General features: G+C 41.0%; 19 protein-coding genes. 13 read left to right on the plus strand and 6 right to left on the minus strand.

The window, feature by feature from the left end; translation table 11 throughout:
* Nucleotides 1-551 precede the first annotated feature (551 nt).
* The 5 genes from uvrB (at nt 552) to ETF27_RS08045 (ending at nt 6986) form a co-directional block, all read left to right on the plus strand.
* A complete protein-coding gene (gene uvrB, locus ETF27_RS08025) occupies nt 552-2594 on the plus strand; it encodes an excinuclease ABC subunit UvrB (RefSeq protein ID WP_130829252.1) in 2043 nt (680 codons plus the stop codon).
* A 175-nt stretch (nt 2595-2769) separates the two neighbouring features.
* Nucleotides 2770-3006 carry a hypothetical protein gene (locus ETF27_RS08030; RefSeq protein ID WP_130829254.1) on the plus strand — a complete coding sequence of 79 codons (237 nt, stop codon included), beginning with the start codon at nt 2770-2772 and terminating at the stop codon, nt 3004-3006.
* On the plus strand, nt 3006-5390 hold the full coding sequence (locus ETF27_RS08035) for a putative porin (protein WP_130829256.1): 2385 nt from the start codon (nt 3006-3008) through the stop codon (nt 5388-5390). Before ETF27_RS08030 ends, ETF27_RS08035 begins: the two co-directional genes overlap by 1 nt.
* Before the next feature lie 8 nt (nt 5391-5398).
* Nucleotides 5399-6346, plus strand: a complete 948-nt coding sequence (gene menA, locus ETF27_RS08040) for a 1,4-dihydroxy-2-naphthoate octaprenyltransferase (protein WP_130829258.1) — start codon at nt 5399-5401, stop codon at nt 6344-6346.
* Nucleotides 6347-6353: 7 nt separating this feature from the next.
* Nucleotides 6354-6986, plus strand: coding sequence for an HD domain-containing protein (locus ETF27_RS08045; RefSeq protein WP_147785693.1), 633 nt, complete (start codon nt 6354-6356; stop codon nt 6984-6986).
* A 39-nt stretch (nt 6987-7025) separates the two neighbouring features.
* Here the strand turns inward: ETF27_RS08045 and ETF27_RS08050 are convergent, their stop codons facing one another.
* The 3 genes from ETF27_RS08050 to ETF27_RS08055 are packed head-to-tail and all read right to left on the minus strand — an operon-like array spanning nt 7026 to nt 8594.
* Entirely contained in the window at nt 7026-7493 is a 468-nt protein-coding gene (locus ETF27_RS08050; RefSeq protein WP_130829262.1) for a nucleoside deaminase, read from the minus strand.
* Nucleotides 7494-7529: 36 nt separating this feature from the next.
* Nucleotides 7530-7685 (minus strand): hypothetical protein, encoded by a 156-nt coding sequence (locus ETF27_RS11315; protein WP_165444193.1) that lies wholly within the window; start codon nt 7683-7685, stop codon nt 7530-7532.
* A 6-nt stretch (nt 7686-7691) separates the two neighbouring features.
* On the minus strand, nt 7692-8594 hold the full coding sequence (locus ETF27_RS08055) for an RluA family pseudouridine synthase (RefSeq protein WP_130829264.1): 903 nt from the start codon (nt 8592-8594) through the stop codon (nt 7692-7694).
* Between the two features lie 865 nt (nt 8595-9459).
* On the opposite strand from ETF27_RS08055, the gene ETF27_RS08060 reads away from it, so the two are divergent.
* From ETF27_RS08060 to ETF27_RS08090, 7 genes are all read left to right on the plus strand, one after another.
* Complete coding sequence (locus ETF27_RS08060; RefSeq protein ID WP_147785694.1) at nt 9460-11079, plus strand: ABC-F family ATP-binding cassette domain-containing protein; 1620 nt, start codon at nt 9460-9462, stop codon at nt 11077-11079.
* Between the two features lie 79 nt (nt 11080-11158).
* Nucleotides 11159-11749, plus strand: a complete 591-nt coding sequence (locus tag ETF27_RS08065) for a nucleotide exchange factor GrpE (protein WP_147785695.1) — start codon at nt 11159-11161, stop codon at nt 11747-11749.
* 14 nt (nt 11750-11763) lie between these two features.
* Nucleotides 11764-12921 (plus strand): molecular chaperone DnaJ, encoded by a 1158-nt coding sequence (dnaJ, locus tag ETF27_RS08070; RefSeq protein ID WP_130829270.1) that lies wholly within the window; start codon nt 11764-11766, stop codon nt 12919-12921.
* Between the two features lie 116 nt (nt 12922-13037).
* Nucleotides 13038-14324 (plus strand): bifunctional folylpolyglutamate synthase/dihydrofolate synthase, encoded by a 1287-nt coding sequence (locus ETF27_RS08075; protein WP_130829272.1) that lies wholly within the window; start codon nt 13038-13040, stop codon nt 14322-14324.
* Nucleotides 14325-14537: 213 nt separating this feature from the next.
* The gene (locus tag ETF27_RS08080; RefSeq protein ID WP_130829274.1) at nt 14538-15851 is read left to right on the plus strand and encodes an MFS transporter; all 1314 of its coding nucleotides are present in this window, start codon (nt 14538-14540) and stop codon (nt 15849-15851) included.
* Between the two features lie 925 nt (nt 15852-16776).
* Nucleotides 16777-18795, plus strand: coding sequence for a transketolase family protein (locus tag ETF27_RS08085; protein ID WP_130829278.1), 2019 nt, complete (start codon nt 16777-16779; stop codon nt 18793-18795).
* Between the two features lie 56 nt (nt 18796-18851).
* Complete coding sequence (locus tag ETF27_RS08090; protein WP_130829280.1) at nt 18852-19298, plus strand: RpiB/LacA/LacB family sugar-phosphate isomerase; 447 nt, start codon at nt 18852-18854, stop codon at nt 19296-19298.
* Between the two features lie 67 nt (nt 19299-19365).
* Here ETF27_RS08090 and pyk read toward each other — a convergent pair whose 3' ends face one another.
* The 3 genes from pyk to dinB form a co-directional block, all read right to left on the minus strand.
* Nucleotides 19366-20841 carry a pyruvate kinase gene (gene pyk / locus ETF27_RS08095; protein ID WP_147785696.1) on the minus strand — a complete coding sequence of 492 codons (1476 nt, stop codon included), beginning with the start codon at nt 20839-20841 and terminating at the stop codon, nt 19366-19368.
* A 319-nt stretch (nt 20842-21160) separates the two neighbouring features.
* The gene (locus tag ETF27_RS08100; protein WP_130829284.1) at nt 21161-21883 is read right to left on the minus strand and encodes a hypothetical protein; all 723 of its coding nucleotides are present in this window, start codon (nt 21881-21883) and stop codon (nt 21161-21163) included.
* Between the two features lie 276 nt (nt 21884-22159).
* Nucleotides 22160-23251 carry a DNA polymerase IV gene (dinB, locus tag ETF27_RS08105; RefSeq protein WP_147785697.1) on the minus strand — a complete coding sequence of 364 codons (1092 nt, stop codon included), beginning with the start codon at nt 23249-23251 and terminating at the stop codon, nt 22160-22162.
* Nucleotides 23252-23409: 158 nt separating this feature from the next.
* Here dinB and ETF27_RS08110 point away from each other — a divergent pair, with 158 nt between their 5' ends.
* Nucleotides 23410-24030, plus strand: a complete 621-nt coding sequence (locus tag ETF27_RS08110) for a sugar transferase (RefSeq protein WP_130829741.1) — start codon at nt 23410-23412, stop codon at nt 24028-24030.

A 24030-nucleotide genomic window follows, 5' to 3' on the forward strand; every position in this document is an offset into this window, starting at 1 on the left:
TCAAATTTAACCTATATAATGTTAATGTCAAGTCATTCAGTAAACAAGAAAATATTTGACAAGTAAAACAGAAATACATCGTCAGATCTGACAAGTGAATTCAGGAAAAGACAAAAGCTTACCTTTTGCATTGCAATAGCTTACCTTTTGCATTGCAATAGCTTACCTTTTGGAGTGCAAAAGCTAAGCTTTTAAACTGCAATTACTATCACCCTGATTATCAATAAATTACAGAGCGCGTTTCAGACGTGGCTTTTGTAATATAATTTCATGTTGATGTGTGGATCGAATGTTCACTATCAAGCGTTTGTTTGCCATCACCTGAATATGAATTAGAGGCAAGAAGAGATGGTGCTATTCAGCATTGAAAAAAATACGTAAAGCCCCTCGTGATTTGAACAACCATGCGTGGACACAAAATTATTTAGAATTCCATTAGGAAAAGATAAAAGATGTTTCACTGTCACACGATACCGAGAAACTCTAATGACCGTCTTTCTATGATTATTTGACGCATTATTTAAGAAATTTACTTAACTTTGCGTTCGATAATGGATTTCAAACTAACATCACAATATCAACCAACCGGAGACCAACCGGAGGCTATAAAAGAACTGACTGAAGGAATTGAACGAGGTGATAAAAGTCAGGTACTTTTAGGCGTAACAGGTTCGGGAAAGACGTTCACAATGGCAAATGTAATCGCCAATGTGAATAAGCCGACACTTATTTTATCGCATAATAAGACGTTGGCAGCTCAACTCTTCGAAGAAATGAAAGGCTTTTTTCCCAATAATGCCGTAGAGTATTATGTTTCATATTATGACTATTATCAACCTGAAGCCTATTTACCTTCAACGGACACGTATATAGAGAAAGATCTTGCCATCAACGATGAAATTGACAAGTTGCGTCTCTCTGCCGTTTCATCATTATTATCCGGCAGAAAGGATGTGGTTGTAGTCTCCTCCGTATCCTGCATCTATGGAATGGGAGGTCCTGTTGCGATGAAAGACAGTGTGATTAAAATAAAGAAAGGTCAAATATTAGACAGAAACGAATTTCTCCGAAAACTTGTCAATGCGCTCTACGTAAGAAATGACATTGAGCTGCAACGAGGAAACTTCAGGGTGAAAGGCGATACGGTGGATATTGCCATGGCTTATAGCGACACTACGCTCAGAATTACTTGGTGGGATGATGAAATAGAAGAAATAGAAGAAGTAGATTCAATTACATTTCATCGCATAGCATCGTTTGAAGAATATGAAGTTTATCCTGCCAATCTTTTTGTTACAACCAAAGAGCAGACGCAAAACGCAATTCACATGATACAAGATGACTTGGTCATGCAAATTAATTTCTTTAAGGAAATAGGAGATTCCATTAAGGCACAACGCATTAAAGAACGCGTGGAATATGATATGGAAATGATAAAAGAGTTGGGACATTGCTCTGGAATAGAAAACTATTCGCGCTATTTTGATGGGCGCGAAGCCGGACAACGCCCCTATTGCCTTTTGGACTTCTTTCCCAAAGACAATCTTATCATTATTGATGAAAGCCATGTGAGTGTGCCGCAAATATCTGCCATGTATGGAGGCGACCGCGCCCGAAAAAAGAATCTTGTGGAATTTGGGTTCAGGTTGCCTGCCGCATTTGATAATCGCCCCCTCAAGTTTGAAGAGTTCCACAGCTTAATCAACCAGATCATTTATGTATCAGCCACTCCGGCTGACTTTGAATTAAAAGAAGCAGAAGGTGTTGTCGTAGAACAATTAATCCGGCCAACCGGACTACTTGATCCCGAAATCGAAGTAAGACCATCTGAAAATCAAATCGATAATCTCGTAGAAGAAATTATTACCCGAAGTGAAAAAGAAGAGCGGGTATTAATCACAACTCTAACCAAAAGAATGGCAGAAGAATTAACAGAATATCTGCTAAATCATGATATCCGCACCGCATACATCCACAGTGATGTCGCAAATCTTGACAGGGTGAAAATTATCAATGACTTACGCAAAGGAATATACGATGTTTTGGTAGGGGTAAATCTACTGAGAGAAGGACTCGATTTGCCGGAAGTTTCATTGGTAGCCATATTGGATGCCGATAAAGAAGGTTTCCTTAGGAGTCATCGCAGCTTAACACAAACGGCAGGACGTGCCGCCAGAAATATAAATGGAAAAGTTATCATGTATGCCGACACCATTACAGAAAGCATGCAAAAGACAATAGATGAAACAATGCGCCGAAGGGAGAAACAGCTGAAATATAATGAGGAACATCACATTACACCGAGACAAATTGTCAGAGCTATAAAGGGAGCGCTATCAAATATAGAACCATCAAATGCTCAAACACAGGAAACTAAGTCAAAAAAACCGCAAGTATTTTATTCCGGTCCTACGCAAGAATCAGCTATGGCCGCCGACCCCATCATCATGAGAATGACCAAAGCACAATTGGAAAAAAGCATACAAAACACAACGGCACGAATGAAACAAGCTGCTAAAGATTTAGACTTCTTGCAAGCCGCACAATACAGAGATGAGATTATCAGATTGCAAAAGGAATTGGAATTGAAATAGTTAAAAGTCAATGTTAAAAAGTTAAAAATCATATAACAGATTAGTAATAAACTAATTTTTCATACCTTTGCTTTAAGAAAATAAACAGGAATGGAATTCTCATTTTCGCATTAACTTGCTTTATGCTTATAGGTAATAACATGAGGATTATGAATTAGCGTTAAAACAAATAATTATGGCAGACGAAATACAAAACAGCACGGCATCTCGCCCACAACACAGAACAAGGATTCAAAAACCACAAGATAGATTCTTGAAAATTCGACAATGGCTCAATTCTATCTTCATGTTAGGTGCCATCGTTGGTGTTATTCTATATATCATGCCACAATACGAAAGATTGGGAACAATTGTTATATTGGCTTCCATGGTATTTAAGTTTTTCGAAGTTATACTACGTTTGTTCAGATAATGAAGAGATCATTCGCCTTAATCGTTTTAATATTGACAATTGTCTCTGCCATCAACGCACAGGATTATACAGAGATGGGCGACAACCGCACGTTAAGCGGTACCGGTAATAGGCAAAATCGTCAATTAGGCTCATCCGACTCTACCAACCAGCACAAAGAAATCCCAAGAGGTCTAAAAGTATGGACTGTGGATGAGCATTTTGGAGATAAGACCATCATAACACCCGACACGCTTTCGGACATGTATATGAATTCCGTCTTCAACACAGGCTTACGTGGTGAATATAATTCCTTGGGCAATCTTGGGTCGCCACGCCAAAATCGTATATTTATAGATAGAAAGAATGCGAAAGAATTTCTTTTTCTTGATCCATACGACCAATTCATTGTTGAACCCGGCGACTTTCATTTCACCTCTACCCTATCCCCAATCACTAACCTTTCTTATAATGGAGCCGGCAACCGAACCAACGGAGAAGATCACTTCAAAGCTCTCTTTGCTGTAAATGCAGGAAAAAGATGGGGATTCGGATTTAAGTTCGATTATCTTTATGGGAGGGGTTACTATAGCAACCAAAATACTTCCCACACTGATTATTCCATGTGGGGAAGCTATATGGGTGAACGGTACTTAGCCCTTCTTTTCTTCTCACTGAACCATCAGAAAGTTACTGAGGGAGGAGGAATAACAAACGATGCGTATATCACACATCCGGAAAAGTTTAAGGACTCGTATCGAACTAACGAAATACCAACCGTTCTTGAGCAAAACTGGAACAGGAACGACAATCAACACATCTTCTTCACCCACAGATATAATCTTGGTTTCTATAAAAAGATACCAATGACCGAGGATGAGATCAAAGCCAAAAAATTCGCGATTAAATCCAACAAGGCTAAAAAAGACAAAGACGAAAAAGACAAAGCCAGAAAACAATCTGAACAAAACGGCGGTACGTTCAATGAAGCAGAATATGACAAGAAAAACGCATCAATGGGACGACCAGAGAACGCAAAGATTATGGGCGATGCTCCCATTACAATGGGTAAATCGGAAAATAATGAAAAGCGAATCGAAGTAAATATGCAAGATTCCACTCAGATGGCGGAGGCGAAGCGATCTCCTATCTCCGAAAAAGAAACGTCTAATGAATGGATGAAGAACGAATATATTCCGGTAACCAGTTTCATCCATACCACGCGTTTCAGTAATTATCGGCGTATTTATCAAGCCTACCAAACGCCCGATAACTACTACGCAAACAACTACTTTAGCCAAAATGTAAACTCGGGGGATTCTATTTATGACATGACCAAACACTGGGCATTAAAAAATACAGTGGCAGTGGCATTGCTGGAAGGATTCAACAAATGGGCAAAAGCCGGCTTAAAGGCGTTTGTATCGCACGAACTGAGACATTACGAATTACCATCAGTAATGACAGAAGCGACATCCAATAAAACTTTGTTGTCGGGCTATGAGAAATGGAATCAACAAGAAATCTCTGTTGGTGGGCAGCTGTTAAAGACCGCAGGCAAAACGCTTCATTATGACGTAAGTGCCGAAGCTTGGATAGCAGGTCATAATGCCGGCGACTTACAGATTGATGGACATGCCGATGTAAATTTCCCTCTGCTTGGTGATACAGTTCAACTTGCTGCCACAGCTTTCTTTCATAGGGTCGCGCCTTCTTTCTATATGGACACATTCCGATCAAGTCATTATTGGTGGGATAACAGCCTTGACCAAGTAATCCATTCCAGATTATTAGGTGAACTCTCGTGGAAAAAGACTGAGACAAGGCTTCGCATTGGTTACGACATGATAAAAAACTATAGTTATTTCGCATTACGCAACAATAGAATACAAAACGGTGATAATTTTCAAAGTATAAAAAACGAAGTAAACGTCAGACAAAATAAAGGCGCGATAAGTTTGCTAACACTTCAATTGCAGCAGGATTTCCGTTTTGGAATAATCAATTGGCAAAATGTATTGACATTCCAAAAGTCAAGCGATGAGAACGCTCTGCCTCTCCCCATATTCAATGCCTATTCAAATCTTTTTATTAGATTCAAGATTGCCAAGGTTTTAAGTTGTGATTTGGGAGTTGATGCACGATATTTTACTAAATACTTCGCACCTGAATATATCCCCGGAATAGGCTACTTTGGAATTCAAGAAATAAACGAGAACAAAACCAAAATTGGAAATTACCCGGTGATTAATGCTTACGCGAATTTCCAACTCCAACATACACGCTTTTTTATCATGATGTCGCACTTGAACAGCAGCGATGGAGGTAATTATTTTTTCACCCCCCACTACCCACTCAATCAGCGTATTTTCAGATTTGGCGTGAGTTGGAACTTTTTTAACTAAAATGAAAAATGACATACTGTTCGGAGATGGAGCACAATGTTAGAACAAATTCTTTTAACGCCTGGCTTCTTGCCGCACGACCACGAACCTTAACCGGGGCTGCCGTTCCAGTGATGATTGGCGTAACTTTAGCCTATAAAGATGCTGGCTGGGAGAAATTCCGAATCATTCCAGCCATCTTATGTTTTCTTTTCGCGTTCATCATGCAGATAGACGCCAATTTCATCAATGATTACTTTGACTGTCTCAAAGGGAATGATGACAAAGAAACCAGACTTGGTCCCCAAAGAGCTTGCTCAGAAGGATGGATCACACTCCACGCCATGCGATGGGGCTTGTTTTTCACTTCATTCTTCGCGGCGATTATAGGTGTCCCACTCATTTATTATGGAGGAATGAAAATGCTGGTCGTTGGAATTTTCTGCATGATTTTCTGCTTTCTCTACACCACCACACTATCCTATTGGGGTTTAGGCGATCTGCTTGTAGTCGTTTTTTTCGGTATCGTACCTGTCTGCATTAGTTATTATGTGATACTCCCCCCATCATTGCAAAGCATTACATCGCAAGTCTTTACGGCTTCAATTGCCTGCGGTTTAGTTATTGACACTTTACTTGTGGTGAATAATTACAGAGATAGAGAGAACGACAGACGCGACAAGAAGCTAACGCTGATTGTAAGAATCGGGGAAAAGAACGCAGAACTTCTCTATTGCCTATTGGGGGGAATGGGTGTCTTGCTTATATGTATCGCCTATCTCATGGAAAACAACAAGATGATAATATTTAGCATTGCCATTATTCTTCCCTATCTCTATGTACACGGAAAAACTTATCTGGAAATGAAAAGAATTAATCATGGAAAAGGATTGAACCGAACGCTCAGTCAGACAGCTCGTAATATGTTTATTTTCGGCATTCTGTCTTCCATAGGTTTTTTATTTTTATCCAACTAAGAACAATATGATACAAGGAGTAAATTTAGAAATCATGGAATTTGTTGAACAACAAATTCTTCCTCGTTACAATGCTTTCGGCAAATCGCATGGTATCATTCACGCGCAGCGAGTGATAAAAAATTCTATCGAACTGGCAAAGATAACTGGTGCTGACATGAACATGGCATACGTCATCGCAGGTTATCACGACCTCGGCATGGAAGGTCCCAGAGCTGTACACCACATCACAAGTGGTAAAATACTCATGGCAGACACCCGACTAAGGAAATGGTTTACAGCCCAACAACTACAAATCATGAAAGAGGCTGTTGAGGATCATCGGGCAAGCAGTTCCCGAACTCCGAGAAGCATCTATGGGAAAATTGTTGCCGAAGCAGACCGCGACCTTGATCCTGAAATGGTGTTCTCACGTGCCATAGAATATGGAATGGAGAACTATCCTGAAAAAAACAAAGAGGAGCAGTGGCAGCGTTTCTATTCTCACATGAAAGAAAAGTATGGTCGCTTTGGCTATATCCGATTGTGGATTTCCAATTCCTCCAATGCGAAAAATCTGGAATATATCCGTGCTATCATCGGCAACGAATCAAAACTAAGAGAGGTTTTTGAACTTTATTATAAAAAAATAAATCAATAATCAGCTCTTAGTCTTGATCAAAACAAGGATTAAATCGGTTTAATACTCTGTCTTATCGGTTTTGCTCTCCCACATTTTAAATGCGTTGATAGCCTCAGAACGGAGCAAAATCTCAGATGGTTTCTTGCGATATTGTGGTTTAATCGCTATCTCCTCATAAATGAAATCATCATCAAAACCAATCTTCGCAGCGTCTTTACGATCATTGGCATAATAGATTTTATCAAGATGCGCCCAATAGATGGCTCCCAAACACATCGGACAAGGTTCGCACGATGTATAAATCGCGCAACCACTCAAATCGAATGTTCCTAATTTAGAGCAAGCCTTCCTAATGGTCGATACCTCTGCATGAGCTGTAGGATCCAAATCTATCGTTACATTGTTACTGCCTTCTGCCACTATTTCTCCATCTCGAGCTATCACTGCGCCAAAAGGTCCCCCACCACTTCGAACACTTTTTTCCGATAGCTCTATGGCTCTACGCATCAATTCTTCGTGTGTCATAAATCTCAATTCTTTTATTTTATGTTAATGTTTCTATTAAATATACCCCAAACTTCTTAGAAAGTAAGCAATGATGGCAAGTGCAATCACGGCAATGACAATTCTAAAGATGCAACCTGCCACTTTCTTAATCAGAAAAGCACAGGCAACGATTACAAGGATGACGCCAATATAATATTCCAAATTAGCCATAAACAATTATTCTCTTCCAAAAAGGCTTCTAAAGCTTGCCGGTATTGCCGTCTCAAATTCCATGGGACGATGGGTTATGGGATGATAAAAACAAAGCACATAGGCATGGAGAGCCAACCGATGAATAGGATTGTCGCCATTTCCATATTTTATATCACCGCATACCGGATGTCCCATGTCTGCCGCATGAACGCGAATTTGATTCTTTCTACCGGTTTCAAGCTTGAAATCTACGAGAGAATATTTTTCAGAGCGATTCAAGAGGTGAAAATGACTTATGGCATACTTACCCCCATTATCAACGGACGAACTGTAAGTTACGTACGATTTATTATCCTTCAGCCAATTGGCAATCGTTCCTTCATTGTTCTCAACCTGCCCACTTAAAACCGAAACATATCGCCGATCATAAACAATGTTGTGCCAATCATGCTCCAACAGTTGTGCAGTTTGAATATCCTTGGCATAAATCATCAAGCCGGATGTATCGCGATCAAGACGATGAACCACATGGGCAGTACAGCGCTGGTGGGACTTGTGAAAGTAATCATCCAACACCTTTTTAACATTCAGCGATGAGTGCCCGGCCGCCATCGACAATATTCCACAATTTTTCTCTATCACCAATAAAAACTTATCTTCATAGACCAACTTCAGATAGCGACTTTGAAACTGATCGTTTTTCTTACTCAGGCTTATTGTTACTTCATCACCGGGACTCAACATGAAATCGAATTGAGTAACCAAACGTTTGTTCACCTTTACGCCCCGATTTTGAAGGGTTGCCTTAGTCTTCGACTTGCTCTGACCGGAATTAGCCAACAGCCATTCCAACAAAGGGGCGGATTCCTCCACCCTCATCACTTTATATTGCTCCTTACGCTGCCGTGAACCTTGATTTCTTATCATATTGCAAAGATACGATGTTTCGGAACAAAAAGCCTCGTTTCGTTTGAAAAGTCTTAGTTAATGGTTGTTAATTTCGTGAGAATTTCGAACAATTCACACACCAATCATAGGTTGAAAAGAATGTATCGTGCTGCCGGACGGAAGCCAATTTCTTGCTCTTAATTCATATTTTGGTGGGACTTTGAACAGATTTGAATAGGAATAACCTTTCTTTGCCTCATATCGAATTTCAATAACATCACAGATGCCGGATGAAACTACAAACTCAGTGCTTCAAGCAACCTTTCCAAAAATATAATCATCGGAATGTAATAAAAAATACAATTCCAAATCATCGGTATTCAATCAATCAGAACATCGCAATTATTTTCAAAGGCTTAACAGGAATGAAGTTTTTTAAGGACATACGAAAAGCCCTGATAATCTGCCCCTTACAAACTTCATTTTAAAAGCTTAGATATTGCAATCCAAAAGCTTAGCTATTGCGCTCCAAAAGCTTAGCTTTTAAAAACCAATAGCTAATGAATTGGTTCTCATACTTGCATGGGAAGAATATCTGGATTGGGTTCAGATAGAATAATTGCCGAAATATCATTTGAAAAAGAATAAACTTTTGTAATAAATTCTTACTCCAATTCATGCACAACTTTCCTTACTCGATTCGTGTCATCTTCAGCGAAAATTCAATAGAGCGAAACAAAAAATAATTCAAGAAAAATGTAGTGAGAAGTCGATACCTTAGCAAACAAGACCGGAAGAGCAAGGGAATCCTTGGGGATTGAACTACATTATACTTGCTTTTAGTGGATATTCAAAAGATTTGTCGTAACTTTGCAAACAGAAAAAAAATAGGATATAATTAATAATGATTACACTTTCAAACATTGCCGTTCAATTCGGAAAAAGAGTTCTATACAAGGATGTTAATATAAAATTCACTCCTGGTAACATCTATGGCGTCATAGGGGCCAACGGTGCCGGAAAATCTACATTGCTACGAGCCATATCCGGCGACTTGGAGCCCAATAAAGGAACCATAGAATTAGGTCCGGGGGAACGTCTTTCCGTATTGGAACAAGACCATTTCAAATATGATGAATACAAGGTAATGGATACCGTTCTCATGGGGCACGAGCCACTGTGGAAAAACATAAAAGAACGGGAGGAGCTATACGGCAAAGCGGAAATGACAGAAGAAGATGGAAACCGGGCTGCTGAATTGGAATTGAAATTTGCAGAAATGAATGGTTGGGAAGCCGAAAGTGAAGCAGCCCAATTATTGCAAAACCTTGGTGTGAACGAAAATCTGCATCAAAAGATAATGAGCGAATTGTCGAACAACGAAAAAGTTCGCGTCATGCTCGCGAAAGCCCTCTTTGGCAAACCGGAGAACCTCCTCCTTGATGAGCCCACCAATGACTTAGACCTTGAAACCGTTGAATGGTTGGAAGAATATCTGAGCGAGATAGAAGAGAATCAAACAGTTTTGGTGGTATCACACGACCGACACTTCTTGGATTCTGTAAGCACACAGACCATAGATATCGACTTTGGAAAAGTAACGGTATTTGCAGGTAACTACTCATTTTGGTACGAGAGTTCACAACTTGCATTGAGACAAGCTCAAAACCAGAAGATGAAAGCAGATGAAAAAAGAAAGCAATTGGAGGAATTCATCCGTCGTTTCTCTGCCAATGTGGCAAAAAGTAAACAGACCACTTCACGCAAAAAAATGCTTGAGAAACTGAACGTAGAGGAAATTCGTCCGTCAAGTCGTAAATATCCCGGCATTATCTTTCAGATGGAAAGAGAACCGGGAAATCAAATACTCGAAGTGGAAGATTTGAAGGCTGTGGAACCAGATGGAACGGTATTGTTCGACCATGTAAACTTTAATGTTGAAAAGGAACAAAAGGTTGTATTCCTTTCTCGAAACCCAAAAGCTATGACTGCGTTATTCAAAATCATTAATGGCGAACGCAAAGCAGACGGAGGAAAATTTAACTGGGGCATAACCATCACAACAGCTTATCTACCACTTGATAACACAGATTATTTCAATTGCGACTTGAATCTTGTGGATTGGCTTTCACAATATGGAACCGGAAATGAGGTGGCAATGAAAGGGTATCTCGGTAGAATGCTGTTCAAACAAGAAGAGGTAGAGAAAAAAGTAAAAGTGCTTTCCGGAGGAGAAAAAATGCGTTGTATGATAGCAAGAATGCAACTACAAAATGCCAACTGCCTCATCCTCGATACACCAACCAACCATCTTGACCTTGAGAGCATCCAGGCTTTCAACAACAACCTTGTCGGCTTCAAGGGAAACATCCTTTTTAGCTCACACGACCACGCGTTCATTGGTACGGTTGCCAACAGAATCATAGAACTTACGCCTAATGGTACCATCGACAAGCTCATGAACTACGATGAATATATCCATGATGAGAAAATCAAGGAGAAAAGAGCACAAATGTATGAATAAACAGGCTGATACCATAAGTATCGAGTTTGGCACGTCATTTGCATGATTGTGGATAAATTAAAATAACGAAATCCATACAATGAGTAAAAAGAAAAAAAATATAACAGTAGAAGAAGCCGAATTGAACAATAACACAGGATCGGCAGCGGAGGAAACAGCACAAACGAAAGAAACTTCACCCAACGAGTCGCAAGAAGCACTTGAGCAAGATCCCCAAGAAGAAAAAACGGAAGAAGAAGAAATAAAAGAAAGCATTGAAGAGTGGAAAGAAAAATACATTCGACTCTATGCGGAATTTGAGAATTATAAGAAACGCACCTTAAAGGAAAAAGCGGAACTAATTCTAAATGGTAGCGAGAAAACAATCGTAGCCATTCTTCCCATCTTAGACGATTTCGAGCGCGCCGTGGCAGACAAAACAGAAGACGCAGGAGCCATTAAAGAAGGATTTGAACTCATTTTCAAGAAATTCCTCAAGACATTGGAAAATTTGGGGGTGAACAAAATCGAAACAGAAGACAAAGATTTCAACGTGGACTACCATGAAGCAATCGCAATGGTGCCGGGTGTGGAAAATGAAAAAAAAGGTAAAATAGTGGATTGTGTTCAGACGGGCTACACATTGAACGATAAAGTGATACGCCACTCTAAGGTAGCCGTAGGACAATAATTCGACAAACAACCATGGCAAAAAGAGACTATTACGAAGTACTTGGCGTTGATAAAAACGCTTCGGAAAATGAAATAAAAAAGGCATACAGAAGAATAGCTATCAAGTACCATCCGGACAGAAATCCGGATGACCCCAAAGCAGAAGAGAAATTCAAAGAAGCCGCGGAAGCTTATAGCGTACTCAATGACCCGCAAAAACGTCAACAATACGATCAGTTCGGATTTGATGGTCCGGGTGGTGGATTTGGCGGGTTTGGAAATGGAGCCGGTTTCTCTATGGACGATATCTTTTCTATGTTCGGCGATGTTTTTGGAGGCGGTGGAGGCTTCGGAGGCTTCGGAGGATCAAGAAGTTCACACCAATCACCAAAATATCGCGGTGCTGATCTTAGGTTGAAAGTAAGACTTTCGTTACAGGAGGTTGCTACCGGGGTTACGAAGAAATTTAAGGTAAGGAAAGATGTAGTTTGCGATCATTGCCACGGAACGGGTGCAGAAAACGGAAGCGTTTCCGAGCAATGCCCGAATTGTCATGGTAGCGGAATGGAGATTCGCACTCAACACAGCATCTTCGGTGTCATGCAAACTCAAACGACATGTCACGTCTGTGGTGGAGAAGGGAAAATCATAAAAAACAAATGTTCTCATTGCCATGGAGATGGCGTTGTAAAAGGTGAGGAAGTTGTGGAAATCAACATTCCCGCAGGTGTCGCTGAAGGCATGGTCGTTAATGTTCCGGGGAAAGGCAATGCAGGAAAACGAAATGGAATTACGGGTAACATTCAAGTTTACATAGAAGAGGAGGAAAACACTACTTTTGTTCGCGATGGTCAGAATGTAATCTATAATCTTTTATTGGACTTCCCCACGGCAGTATTGGGAGGACAAGTTGATATTCCAACCATTGATGGAACATATGTAAAAATCAAGATAGAACCCGGAACTCAACCGGGAAAGACTCTACGCTTACGCGGAAAAGGACTTCCCGCCATACAAGGTTATGGAAACGGTATGGGCGATTTGATTGTACAAATCAGCATCTATGTCCCCAAAGCACTTTCCCAGTCAGAAAAGAATGCTATAGAAGCGTTCAAAGATAGCGACAACTTCAAAGGGGATACCAATACGAAACGTTCCATTTTTGAAAACTTCAAGAAACTATTCAGCTGATAAATAAAAGAGAACGCGTATCAACAAGCCTCGTCTTCAACATCAAATCCGCAGTAAAACAAACATAAACACCTGAAATATAAGTAAGGATTTTTGTCCGAAAATTCTTTAAGATAATGTCTTACGAAGAAACCATCCAATATCTTTTCAACAGCACGCCCGTGTTCGAACAGGTTGGTGCTTCCGCCTACAAAGAAGGATTGTCAAATACATACGCATTAGACCAATACTTTGGGCATCCACATCAAAATTTTCGTTCCATTCACATTGGAGGGACCAACGGTAAAGGCTCTTGCTCGCATACATTGGCCGCTATCTTGCAAGCCGATGGTTACAAAGTGGGACTTTATACGAGTCCACACCTGGTCGATTTTAGGGAACGAATAAGAATTAACGGTGAGATGCTTCCCAAGCAATACGTAATTGACTTTGTAGAGAAACACAGAGCTTTTTTTGAACCACTTCATCCTTCTTTCTTCGAACTGACAACAGCCATGGCATTCAAGTACTTCGCAGAACAAAAGGTTGATTATGCTGTGATAGAAGTTGGACTTGGCGGACGTTTGGATTGTACGAACATCATTAATCCACTGCTATCCATTATTACAAACATCTCTTTAGATCACACTCAATTCTTAGGCGACACCTTACCTAAGATTGCCAAAGAAAAAGCGGGAATCATAAAACAAGGAACTCCTGTTGTCATTGGTGAAGCAACGGATGAAACTCGCGCTATCTTTGAAGCTAAAGCACAAGAGAAGGATTCGCTCATAGTGTTCGCAGAAGACATCCCCATGGTAATATCTTCCACCCCGACACCAATGGGTGGAAGAAAGTATGCGACACGTCTCTTTGGAGAATTGGAGGGAGAATTGGGTGGTGATTATCAAGAGAAGAATACAAACACAGTTTTAACAGCTGTAGCCAATCTTTATAACGCGCATGTTATCAAACACGTGGAGAGCATCTCAAAAGGACTTTCCAATGTTTGTGAATTAACCGGATTAATGGGAAGATGGCAGAAAACGCATACACATCCCACTGTCATTTGCGATACAGGACATAATGAAGCAGGATGGCTATACTTATCGAAGCAAATCAAAAATCAGCAATGTAAGAATTTGCGTATCGTGTTTGGCATGGTAGATGATAAAGACATGAACAAGGTGATGTCGCTTCTGCCGAGCAACGCATCCTATTATTGGACTCAGCCAAATACAAAGAGAGCTTTCCCGGTGGAAAAAGTAGCCGAGACCGGGAAAAAATATGGTCTTATCGGAAAAAACTACAAAAGTGTTGCCGCCGCTTATCGAGAAGCACTGACCGATGCTGATGAAAACGACTTCCTTTTCGTAGGAGGGTCGAGCTATGTCGTGGCAGATTTACTAAGTACAATAAGATAATATAAACGCTTATTCGTTTTTAACAAACGTTTAGTATCCTTTCTTGCGCTTTAACTTGTATTTTTCATTTATTTTTAGTTCCTTTGCAAGAAATTGATTTAGTTTCAAATGTATTAGACACTGTAACTTTTTCAAAAAAAGATGTTAGGAATTGACATGCCGCAATCAAAGCATCTTCTTTTTGATTCATTATAAACCAACGATGAAATGAGAATGAATAATACCAGACAAGATGGAAGCATTATTGCCATCATCACAATGATGTTCCTCTATGCAATGATTTCTTTTGTAACAAATCTTGCCGCTCCAATCGGAGTAATTTGGAAAAGTGCGTTCGGTGGTGAAAGTGCCAATACCGTTGGAATGTTGGGCAATGCCATGAACTTTTTGGCTTACCTCTTCATGGGTATTCCCGCAGGGAAAATGTTAAGTCGTATTGGTTATAAAAGAACTGCTTTACTTGGTATCGGCATTGGCTTTATGGGCGTCTTGACTCAATTCGCATCAGGTTTCTTTACCGATTCAAGAATGACAGGTTTCGTGATATATTTAACAGGAGCTTTCATTTCCGGTTTTTGCGTTTGTATGCTGAACACTGTTGTCAATCCGATGTTGAATCTCCTTGGAGGTGGAGGCAACAGAGGAAATCAATTAAACATGATTGGTGGAACGTTAAATTCACTTGCAGGCACATTAACTCCACTTTTCGTAGGTGCACTGATAGGTCAAGTAACAAAGAACACCTCAATGATAGACGTTAATCCTGTGCTTTATATTGCCATGGGCGTATTTGCCACAGCGTTTGTTATCTTGAGTTTTGTCCCCATACAAGACCCAAAGATTGGTAAAACAGACGCAAAGACGGTGTTTGAGCACTCACCTTGGGCTTTCCGTCATTTTGTTTTAGGCGTCATTGCTATCTTTGTTTATGTAGGAGTGGAAGTAGGCGTACCCGGTACAATGATTTATTATTTGTCTGATGTTACCCCAAATGGTGGTGGACTCAATCCACAAACGGCAACAGCAATAGCAGGTTCGGTTGCCGCCACTTATTGGTTTCTGATGTTAATCGGACGCTTTTGCACCGGCTTTATCGCTGATAAGATTTCAAGTCGCACCTTGATGGTTTGTACCACAATACTTGCCATGACATTCATCATCATCGCAATGTTCTTAGGGAAAAGTTCATCCGTATCGATGCCGGTATTTACGGGGTCATCGTTCAACATGGTTACGGTTCCCATTTGTGCGCTCTTCTTGGTACTCTGCGGTCTTTGCACAAGCGTAATGTGGGCATGTATCTTCAACCTCGCAACGGAAGGACTTGGCAAATACACAGCATCCGCTTCCGGAATATTCATGATGATGGTCGTAGGTGGAGGGCTTTTCCCACTCCTTCAAAATTTCGTGGCAGACAAAGCCGGATATTTAATCTCGTATATAGTTCCCTTGATAGCTGTTGGATACATGTGTTTCTATGCGCTTATAGGCAGCAAAAATGTTAACAAAGATATTCCAACAGCATAAAATAAAAATAAAATACCACTTGATATGGGCAGCCCCTACAAGGGTTGCCTATACCGCATGAAGTAACTATAAATAAACTCTAATCAATCATTAGAAACCACTTTAGTCCTTTTTTCTAATGACCTCCTGTAGAAATATTCAATTATAGATGTTTGTTATTCAGCAATTTACCAACTAAAAACCATACGCAATGAACTCATATCAATACCTGCCTGTCCGGGCAAAACAAAAGACAAACATATTCTTTATTTGACCGGGGCATTGAAAACGCGAAAAATCCTTCCCACCGATATGAGAAAAGTTCAACAATGTCCTAAATTTTCTTCATCTATCTGCCTAAAGCTTACCTTTTGCTTTCCAAAAGGTAAGCTTTTGCAATGTAAAAGGTCATGAATTGGAGTGCAAAAGCTAAGCTTTTAAATATCAACTAATATCATCTTGATTATCAATAGGTTACAAGACGTGTCCCGGGCGTAGTTTTTGTAATATAATTTCGTGGTGATGTCGGGTCGAATGTGCGCTATCAAGTATCTGTTTGTCATCATCTGAATACGAATTGGAGACATGAAAGGATTGATGCTATCCGGCATTGGAACAAAATACGTCAAGTGTTCATGACTTGATACGACCTTGCGCGAGGTTTCCACAAAATCATTCAGGACGCGCTATTGGGAAAAGATAAAGAAGTTCTCACTGCCATACGACACCGAGAAATCCTAACGACCGATTGGGGATAAAAGAAACAGGGGTAAAACAACAACTTTGCGACTACAAAATACAGATACATTCTAACATCATGAGTTGAGAGAACAGAAAGAATTAGATATTATTAAAAAGGCAAACTAAATTGTATCATTTTATTTTGGTTTCTCCCAATTTATTGTTATATTTGCAAGTGCAACAAAAAACAATCTAAAATAAGAGAATGAACAATAAAGAAACTATGAACCGCGTAGCGGACAACATTAGGATTCTATCAGTATCGATGGTGGAAAAGGCTAAATCGGGACATCCCGGAGGAGCTATGGGAGGTGCCGATTTTATTAATGTACTTTTCTCCGAATATCTTGTTTATGATCCCTCAAACCCGGAATGGACAGGAAGAGACCGCTTCTTTCTTGATCCCGGGCACATGTCTCCGATGCTCTATTCGGCGCTGGCACTACAAGGCAAATTTACAATAGAAGAATTGAAACAATTTCGCCAATGGGGGGCACCGACACCCGGACATCCGGAACGAGATATAAAACGCGGAATAGAAAACACTTCCGGTCCATTGGGACAAGGACACAGTTTCGCAGCTGGAGCAGCTATTGCAGAGAAGTTCTTAGAAGCACGATTGGGCAAGGAGGTGATGCAACATAAGATTTACGCATACATCTCAGATGGAGGCATACAAGAAGAAGTATCGCAAGGCGTAGGACGCATTGCAGGAAACTTAGGATTGAACAACCTCATCATGTTCTATGATTCTAATGATATCCAACTTTCCACGGAATGTGGTGTTGTAATGAACGAAGACACCGCTGCAAAATATAAGGCATGGGGATGGAACGTCATTACTTGCAACGGAAATGATGCAGATGAAATCCGCAAAGCGTTGAACGTAGCCATAGCTGAGCAACATCGCCCTACCCTCATCATCGGGAAAACGATCATGGGAAAAGGTGCATTGCAAGAGGATGGTTCAAGTTATGAGCATAGTATAAAAACACACGGCTCACCATTAGGTGGGGATGCGTATGTGAAGACCGTTAAAAATCTTGGTGGAGATCCGGAAAATCCATTTGTTATCTTCCCGGAAACACAAGAACTCTACGCAAAGCGCAAGAAAGAGTTGCAAAAAATTGTAACCGAGAGAAAAGCGCAAGAAGAAGCATGGGCAAAAGCCAATCCCGAAAAGGCAGAATTGCTAAAGACTTGGTTCAGCGACAAAGCACCAAAAATAGATTGGTCGAAAATCAATCAAAAGCCGGACATTGCCACGCGCGCAGCCAGTTCAGCATGTTTGGGACTCTTGGCAGAACAAGTTCCGAACATGATATGCTCATCTGCAGACCTTTCCAACTCCGATAAGACAGACGGTTTCTTGAAAAAGACAAAGAGTCTTGTAAAAGGTGATTTTTCCGGAGCTTTTTTTCAGGCCGGTGTTAGCGAATTGACCATGGCATGTATGTGCATTGGTATGATGCTCCATGGTGGAGTCATCGCAGCGATGGGCACATTCTTTGTATTCTCAGATTACATGAAACCCGCCGTTCGCATGGCAGCTCTAATGAAAACTCCCGTAAAGTTCATTTGGAGCCACGATGCGTTCCGTGTTGGAGAAGATGGTCCTACTCACGAACCCGTTGAACAAGAGGCACAAATCCGCTTAATGGAGAAACTTCAAAATCATTCGGGTGAAGATTCCGTACGAGTATTCAGACCTGCAGACGCAGAGGAAACCACTGTTTGTTGGCAAATGGCAATGGAGAACATGAATACTCCCACCGCATTAATATTCTCACGACAAAATATAAAGAACCTACCGGTCGGAAACGATTATTCATCAGCACGCAAAGGCGCGTATATCGTAAAAGATTCGGACAAGGATTACGATGTTGTCATGGTGGCAAGCGGATCTGAGGTGTCATCATGTATCGCCGCCGCAAATCTTTTAAAAGCCGACAATATTAAGGTACGTGTTGTCAGTGCTCCCTCTGAGGGTCTTTTCCGCAGACAGCCGAAAGCCTACCAAACCGAAGTACTCCCAAAAGACGCAAAGATATTCGGTTTGACAGCGGGCTTACCCATCACGTTACAAGGTTTGGTGGGAGCGAATGGGAAAGTTTATGGACTGAACAGCTTTGGCTTTTCCGCGCCTTACAAGGTACTTGACGAAAAACTCGGTTTCACGGCTGAGAATATTTACAAAGAAGTAAAAGAATTTATAGAACAATAGTTTAACCGGAATCCTTGACCCATAGCGAGTCAGGGATTCATAATACCTAAACGCTTATGGAAATTAAAACAGTAGGAGTAGCTTGCGACCACGCCGGCTTTCCATTGAAGCAATTTGTTATTCAGTATCTTGAGGCTCACAAATATCCCTATAAGGATTTTGGTTGTAATAGTGATTTAAGTTGCGATTATCCCGATTACGCTCATCCATTGGCAGACGCCATCGTAAAAGAAGAGGTTTATCCGGCAATTGCCATCTGTGGAAGTGGAGAGGGAATGACCATCACACTGAACAGGCACAAAGGTGTTCGTGCGGGTTTGGCATGGAACAAGGATGTAGCAGGTCTTATTCGCCAGCATAACGATGCGAACGTATTGGTAATGCCGGGCAGGTTTGTAGATAACAAAACGGCAGAGAAAATCATGGACGAATTCTTCAAAGCCAGCTTTGAAGGCGCACGCCATGAGCGCAGAGTTAGAAAAATTGAAGAAGAAGCTGAATAATCAAGTGGTTTTCAATAATAATGATAAAAGGGAGAGGTCAAATGGTCTCTCCCTTTATTTGTTTTTACTAATCGCGGGGTAAGCCATCTACCTCATCCATAGCAGCCGTAGCAGGCAAATGGAACTTGTATTTTTTACCGAATACAGCACTCACCTTATTAATCTCGAGGAAAGTTGTTCCCCCTCCCTCTCCGAAAGAGCCTGAAAGATAGGCTATCTTATCTTCAAGACCGATATAACCTTTCTGACGTAACATACGAAGAGCTGCCACAAACATATAATGACTGCTGAGATGTTGCTGCTGATAAATGGGAATAATGCCATAACTCAGGTTCAGCCAACGTTGTAATTTCTCATTGTAACAGATGGCAAGCACGGGGTTAGGACCTCGGAACGCAGCAAGATTGCGAGCCGTTTTCCCGGATGCGCTATCAGTGATAATCCCTTTCACGCCCAACGATTCGGTCGCTTCGATGGCATTCTTTGCCAAGAACTCTCTTTGGTCTCTCTTGTCGGACATCGGTATTTCAAAATAGCCTTCCCGGTGAGCATCTTTCTCGGCTCGTTCGGCAATTGTTGCCATCGTCCGAACAGCTTCAAGGGGATATTTTCCACTTGCTGTTTCACCGCTCAACATCAATGCATCAGTGCGACTGTAGATGGCGTTTGCTATGTCCGTAACTTCGGCACGAGTCGGACGTGGGTTGTTTATCATCGTATGCAACATCTGCGTTGCCACAATTACCGGTTTCTTCTTCGCGATACACTTCCGGATAATGCTTCTCTGTATTCCCGGTATCTGTTCGATGGGGACTTCTATTCCCAAATCTCCACGAGCAATCATGATTCCGTACGATGCATCAATGATTTCATCAATATTGTCAACTCCCTCCTGATTTTCAATCTTAGAAATGATTTTAATATCGGAATGGTGTTCGTCCAAAATCTTCTGCACCTCGAACACATCCGCTGCCGAACGTACGAAAGAATGAGCAATGAAATCAATGTCTTCTTCTATCGCCAATTGAATATTGGCTTTGTCTTTCTCTGTAAGAGCAGGTAAGTCAATATGTTGTCCGGGCACATTCACACTCTTATGTGAGCCTAACTCGCCATCGTTCTGAACTTGTGCGATGATTGTTGGTCCGGCAATATCCATCACTTTCATATCCAACACTCCATCATCGAAAAGAAGATGGTCGCCTATCTTTACGTCTTTGGCAATATCTTTGTAGGACAGGTTCACGATATCATGGGTTGTATCGACATCGGGGCGACCCAACAACTTCACCACATCACCGGTTTTATAGCTGATAGGGCTGTCAACGCCTGTCGTTCTCACCTCCGGTCCTTTGGTATCTATCAAGAGTGCCAAATGCGATGATACGGTACGCGTATTCTTTATAATCTCCCTAATTCCATCAGGGGTGGCGTGTGCAGTATTCATACGCACAACGTTCATTCCCGCAAAAAACAATTTTCTGAGGAAATCCACATTACAACGTCTGTCGCTGATAGAACATACAATCTTTGTTTGCTTCATATTCTGTTCAAATTACTGATTTTTTAATTAGACATTGTTGAAAAGACAATATATAATACTGAGGCAGAGATGATTAACAGCAAGAATAACAAGAGAAAGATCAATACCACTTTCTTACCGATACTTAAATTTTTAAAACCGGATGTCTTGCTTTCTTTTTGAGAATTCACTCCACTCGATCCCAATGGCGCGACTATAGTGGTCGGTGTTCCACAAAAAGGGCATTGGCATTTCAACGTTTTCCCACTCTCACCTTGAACGATATACGTCTTACGGCAACTTTTACATATCACTTGCAACCTCTCGCTCATAACAAAATCTACTTTACATCATCTATCAAGAGTTTCCCTCTTTCTTTGAGCACCTTGATTCTCCGAAACTCTGTTCCTCCGGCTTGCGAAAGTCTTACTTTGTACCATTCGCCTTCATCATGAGAAACTCGCAGGTTAGCCAATAATGCCTTTTTATCAACAACTCCCGCCATTGTTCCAAAAGTGCCCCACCACACCGTTTCATAATCTGCGTCGGAGCTTTCTGTCTCCAAACCAAAAATCATGTTCTTACAATATTCCGTCAAATAATGTTGATAGGAATACGGATTCGTCTCTGTCAAAACAGCCTTCTCATAAAACGACTTCAGGAAAGCACAAGTCAAACGCTGTTGATGTTCCTGCTTCTCAGACATAAGAGCAAGCGCAGCCTTATCTCTCATGATTTGAACAAGCGAGTCGCGATGCTGTTGTCGCACCAACATAACCTTTTGCTCAACTTGCTTCTGATAGAAGTTCCACCCAAAGACGCCGGTAAAAAGTATCATTAATACCAAGAGAAAAAGAATCCATCCCCTATATCCTTTCCCATGACGGTCGGTTTGAGCATGTTTGTTAGCACCGAAACTGTACGTGGATTTCTCCACTGTTGCCGGAACTTTAATTCTCAGTTTTTTACCACAATAAGGACAGGCACTTTGCAATTCGATGCCACTCATGGCATTTATTCGAAAACAGCCTCCACAGTGGCTGCAAGTTACCTGATATCGCATGTCTTCGTTTTTACTGCAAATTTAATACAATTCTTTGGCATTATGAAATTTTTTCAACATTATTGAAACGAAAATTCACATCATTATTAATATGTAAATAATTTTCTCCTGTCAATTTTCAAAAGCATAGCAATTGGAACGCGAAAGGTGAGCTTTTGCATCTCAAAAGGTAAGCTTTTGCACACCAAAAGCTCATGTTTTAAAAAGAGAAGCCTAACCATCTCATTACATGGAGATTACAATGCCATCAAGAAAAGATCAGAATGTAAACTTTTTTCATGGAGTATCAATAAATTCTAACTCGCCCTCAATCCATTGCGAAAAATGCTCATCGGCTTCCGATGATGAGCCGGCAGACGACACAGACAACCCCATCAGGCGGATGGGACGATGATTACGATCCGCTTCCTTTAATAATTTTTTAGCTAATGGAAGTATCTCCCTTTTCCCTCTCAACGGCTTATCAAGGGTAATGCTTCTGGTAATCTGCGAGTTCGCGTCCCACTTCACTTTCAAAGTAAGGGTCTTTCCTGAAAAATCCTGCTTTTCAATTCGTTTTACCAACTCTATAGCAATATAATATAATTCTATAATTTTACGTGTTTTAGTAGTAATATCCTCTTCAAAAGTACGCTCACACCCTACCGACTTTCTTTCTCTATAAGCAAGCACCGGTCGTTCATCAATTCCACGTACAAAGTCATAGTATATCTTTCCTGACTTCCCAAACACTTGCATTAAATGTTCCAAAGAAACCTTGCGCAATTGTTCTCCCTTGTAAATCCCCATCTTGTGCATGGTCAGAGCTGTTTTAGGCCCGACGCCCCAAAATTTCTCAATGGGAAGTTTTCCGATAAAAGCCAACGCATTGGAAGGATGCACCGTAAAAATACCGTCAGGCTTACGGTAATCCGACGCAATCTTTGCCAAAAACTTGTTATAGCTAATGCCGGCAGACGCGGTGAGCTGTGTGCGTTCGAAGATTTTCCGTTTGATGTCGCGAGCCACATCCACAGCCATCTCCATCCCCAACTTATTTTCAGTAACATCCAAAAAGGCCTCATCCAACGAAATGGGCTCAACCACATCCGTGTATTCATGGAAAATCTGATGAATTTGGCAAGATACTTCCTTATATTTCAGAAAATGAGGCTCCACGATTACAAGATGAGGACAACGTTTCTTGGCCTGAACAATGGGCATGGCGGAATGAACACCGAACGGACGTGCCTCGTAACTCGCTGTTGTAACAACACTTCGCGAACTATCCCGGCTCACAGCCACCGGCAAACCTTTCAATTCCGGGCAATCTCTTTGCTCCACAGAAGCGAAGAAAGCATCCATATCAATGTGTACGATTTTCCTCATCTTCCCCACTCCACTATCTTTTTGGAAAACAACAAATTCATTTGTTTTTTATCGCTCATGCAAATGCAAAGATAGCCAAAAATAACATGATTTCAAGAAAAAATAGTATCTTTGCAACAAATAACGAACAAAGGAGTAATCATATTACCGAAAAGACAATGAACCACACCGTAAGTCATGATGCAATGGGAAGATTTCAAAGATTCCTAAAAAGAGTCGCGGACTTTCTTTTTGCATTATCAGGACTGGTGGTCTTGTCCCCGCTATTTCTCATTATAGCGGTATTGATGAAGAAACAAGACAATGGTCCGGTTTTCTTCAAACAAATCAGGATAGGATACTGCGGGCGACCTTTCGTCATCTTCAAATTTCGCACAATGAGCAGCGTTGTAGAGGAATACGGTCCGCAATTGGTGGCAACCTGCGACGATTCCAACTCAACCAAATTAGAACAGTTCCTCAGAGGACACCATCTTGATGAGTTGCCACAACTGTGGAATGTACTGCGAGGCGATATGTCTTTTGTGGGTCCCAGACCGGAAAGAAAATTCTTCATTGACAAAATAATGGAGCACACCAATCGTTATCCTATTATCTACCGCATGAGACCGGGATTAACCTCTGAAGCCACGCTTTACAATGGTTATACCGACACCATGGAAAAAATGCTGAAACGAATGGAGATGGACATTCATTATTATGAACACCGCTCACTATGGGTAGATTTCAAGATAGTAGCAAAGACTTTCGCGTCGATAATTTGTGGAAAGAAATTTTAA

This window comes from Prevotella brunnea, from assembly GCF_008016795.1.
In the GTDB taxonomy this organism is placed as follows: domain Bacteria; phylum Bacteroidota; class Bacteroidia; order Bacteroidales; family Bacteroidaceae; genus Prevotella; species Prevotella brunnea.

Coding starts and splice junctions, on each gene's coding strand:
- ETF27_RS08060 (WP_147785694.1), top strand. CDS start 9,460: ATGATTACACTTTCAAACATTGCCGTTCAATTCGGAAAAAGAGTTCTA.
- ETF27_RS08075 (WP_130829272.1), top strand. CDS start 13,038: ATGTCTTACGAAGAAACCATCCAATATCTTTTCAACAGCACGCCCGTG.
- ETF27_RS08055 (WP_130829264.1), bottom strand. CDS start 8,594: ATGATAAGAAATCAAGGTTCACGGCAGCGTAAGGAGCAATATAAAGTG.
- ETF27_RS08080 (WP_130829274.1), top strand. CDS start 14,538: ATGAATAATACCAGACAAGATGGAAGCATTATTGCCATCATCACAATG.
- ETF27_RS08100 (WP_130829284.1), bottom strand. CDS start 21,883: ATGCGATATCAGGTAACTTGCAGCCACTGTGGAGGCTGTTTTCGAATA.
- pyk (WP_147785696.1), bottom strand. CDS start 20,841: ATGAAGCAAACAAAGATTGTATGTTCTATCAGCGACAGACGTTGTAAT.
- menA (WP_130829258.1), top strand. CDS start 5,399: ATGACATACTGTTCGGAGATGGAGCACAATGTTAGAACAAATTCTTTT.
- dnaJ (WP_130829270.1), top strand. CDS start 11,764: ATGGCAAAAAGAGACTATTACGAAGTACTTGGCGTTGATAAAAACGCT.
- ETF27_RS08035 (WP_130829256.1), top strand. CDS start 3,006: ATGAAGAGATCATTCGCCTTAATCGTTTTAATATTGACAATTGTCTCT.
- dinB (WP_147785697.1), bottom strand. CDS start 23,251: ATGAGGAAAATCGTACACATTGATATGGATGCTTTCTTCGCTTCTGTG.
- ETF27_RS08085 (WP_130829278.1), top strand. CDS start 16,777: ATGAACAATAAAGAAACTATGAACCGCGTAGCGGACAACATTAGGATT.
- ETF27_RS08110 (WP_130829741.1), top strand. CDS start 23,410: ATGAACCACACCGTAAGTCATGATGCAATGGGAAGATTTCAAAGATTC.
- ETF27_RS08090 (WP_130829280.1), top strand. CDS start 18,852: ATGGAAATTAAAACAGTAGGAGTAGCTTGCGACCACGCCGGCTTTCCA.
- uvrB (WP_130829252.1), top strand. CDS start 552: ATGGATTTCAAACTAACATCACAATATCAACCAACCGGAGACCAACCG.
- ETF27_RS08030 (WP_130829254.1), top strand. CDS start 2,770: ATGGCAGACGAAATACAAAACAGCACGGCATCTCGCCCACAACACAGA.
- ETF27_RS08045 (WP_147785693.1), top strand. CDS start 6,354: ATGATACAAGGAGTAAATTTAGAAATCATGGAATTTGTTGAACAACAA.
- ETF27_RS08065 (WP_147785695.1), top strand. CDS start 11,159: ATGAGTAAAAAGAAAAAAAATATAACAGTAGAAGAAGCCGAATTGAAC.
- ETF27_RS11315 (WP_165444193.1), bottom strand. CDS start 7,685: ATGGCTAATTTGGAATATTATATTGGCGTCATCCTTGTAATCGTTGCC.
- ETF27_RS08050 (WP_130829262.1), bottom strand. CDS start 7,493: ATGACACACGAAGAATTGATGCGTAGAGCCATAGAGCTATCGGAAAAA.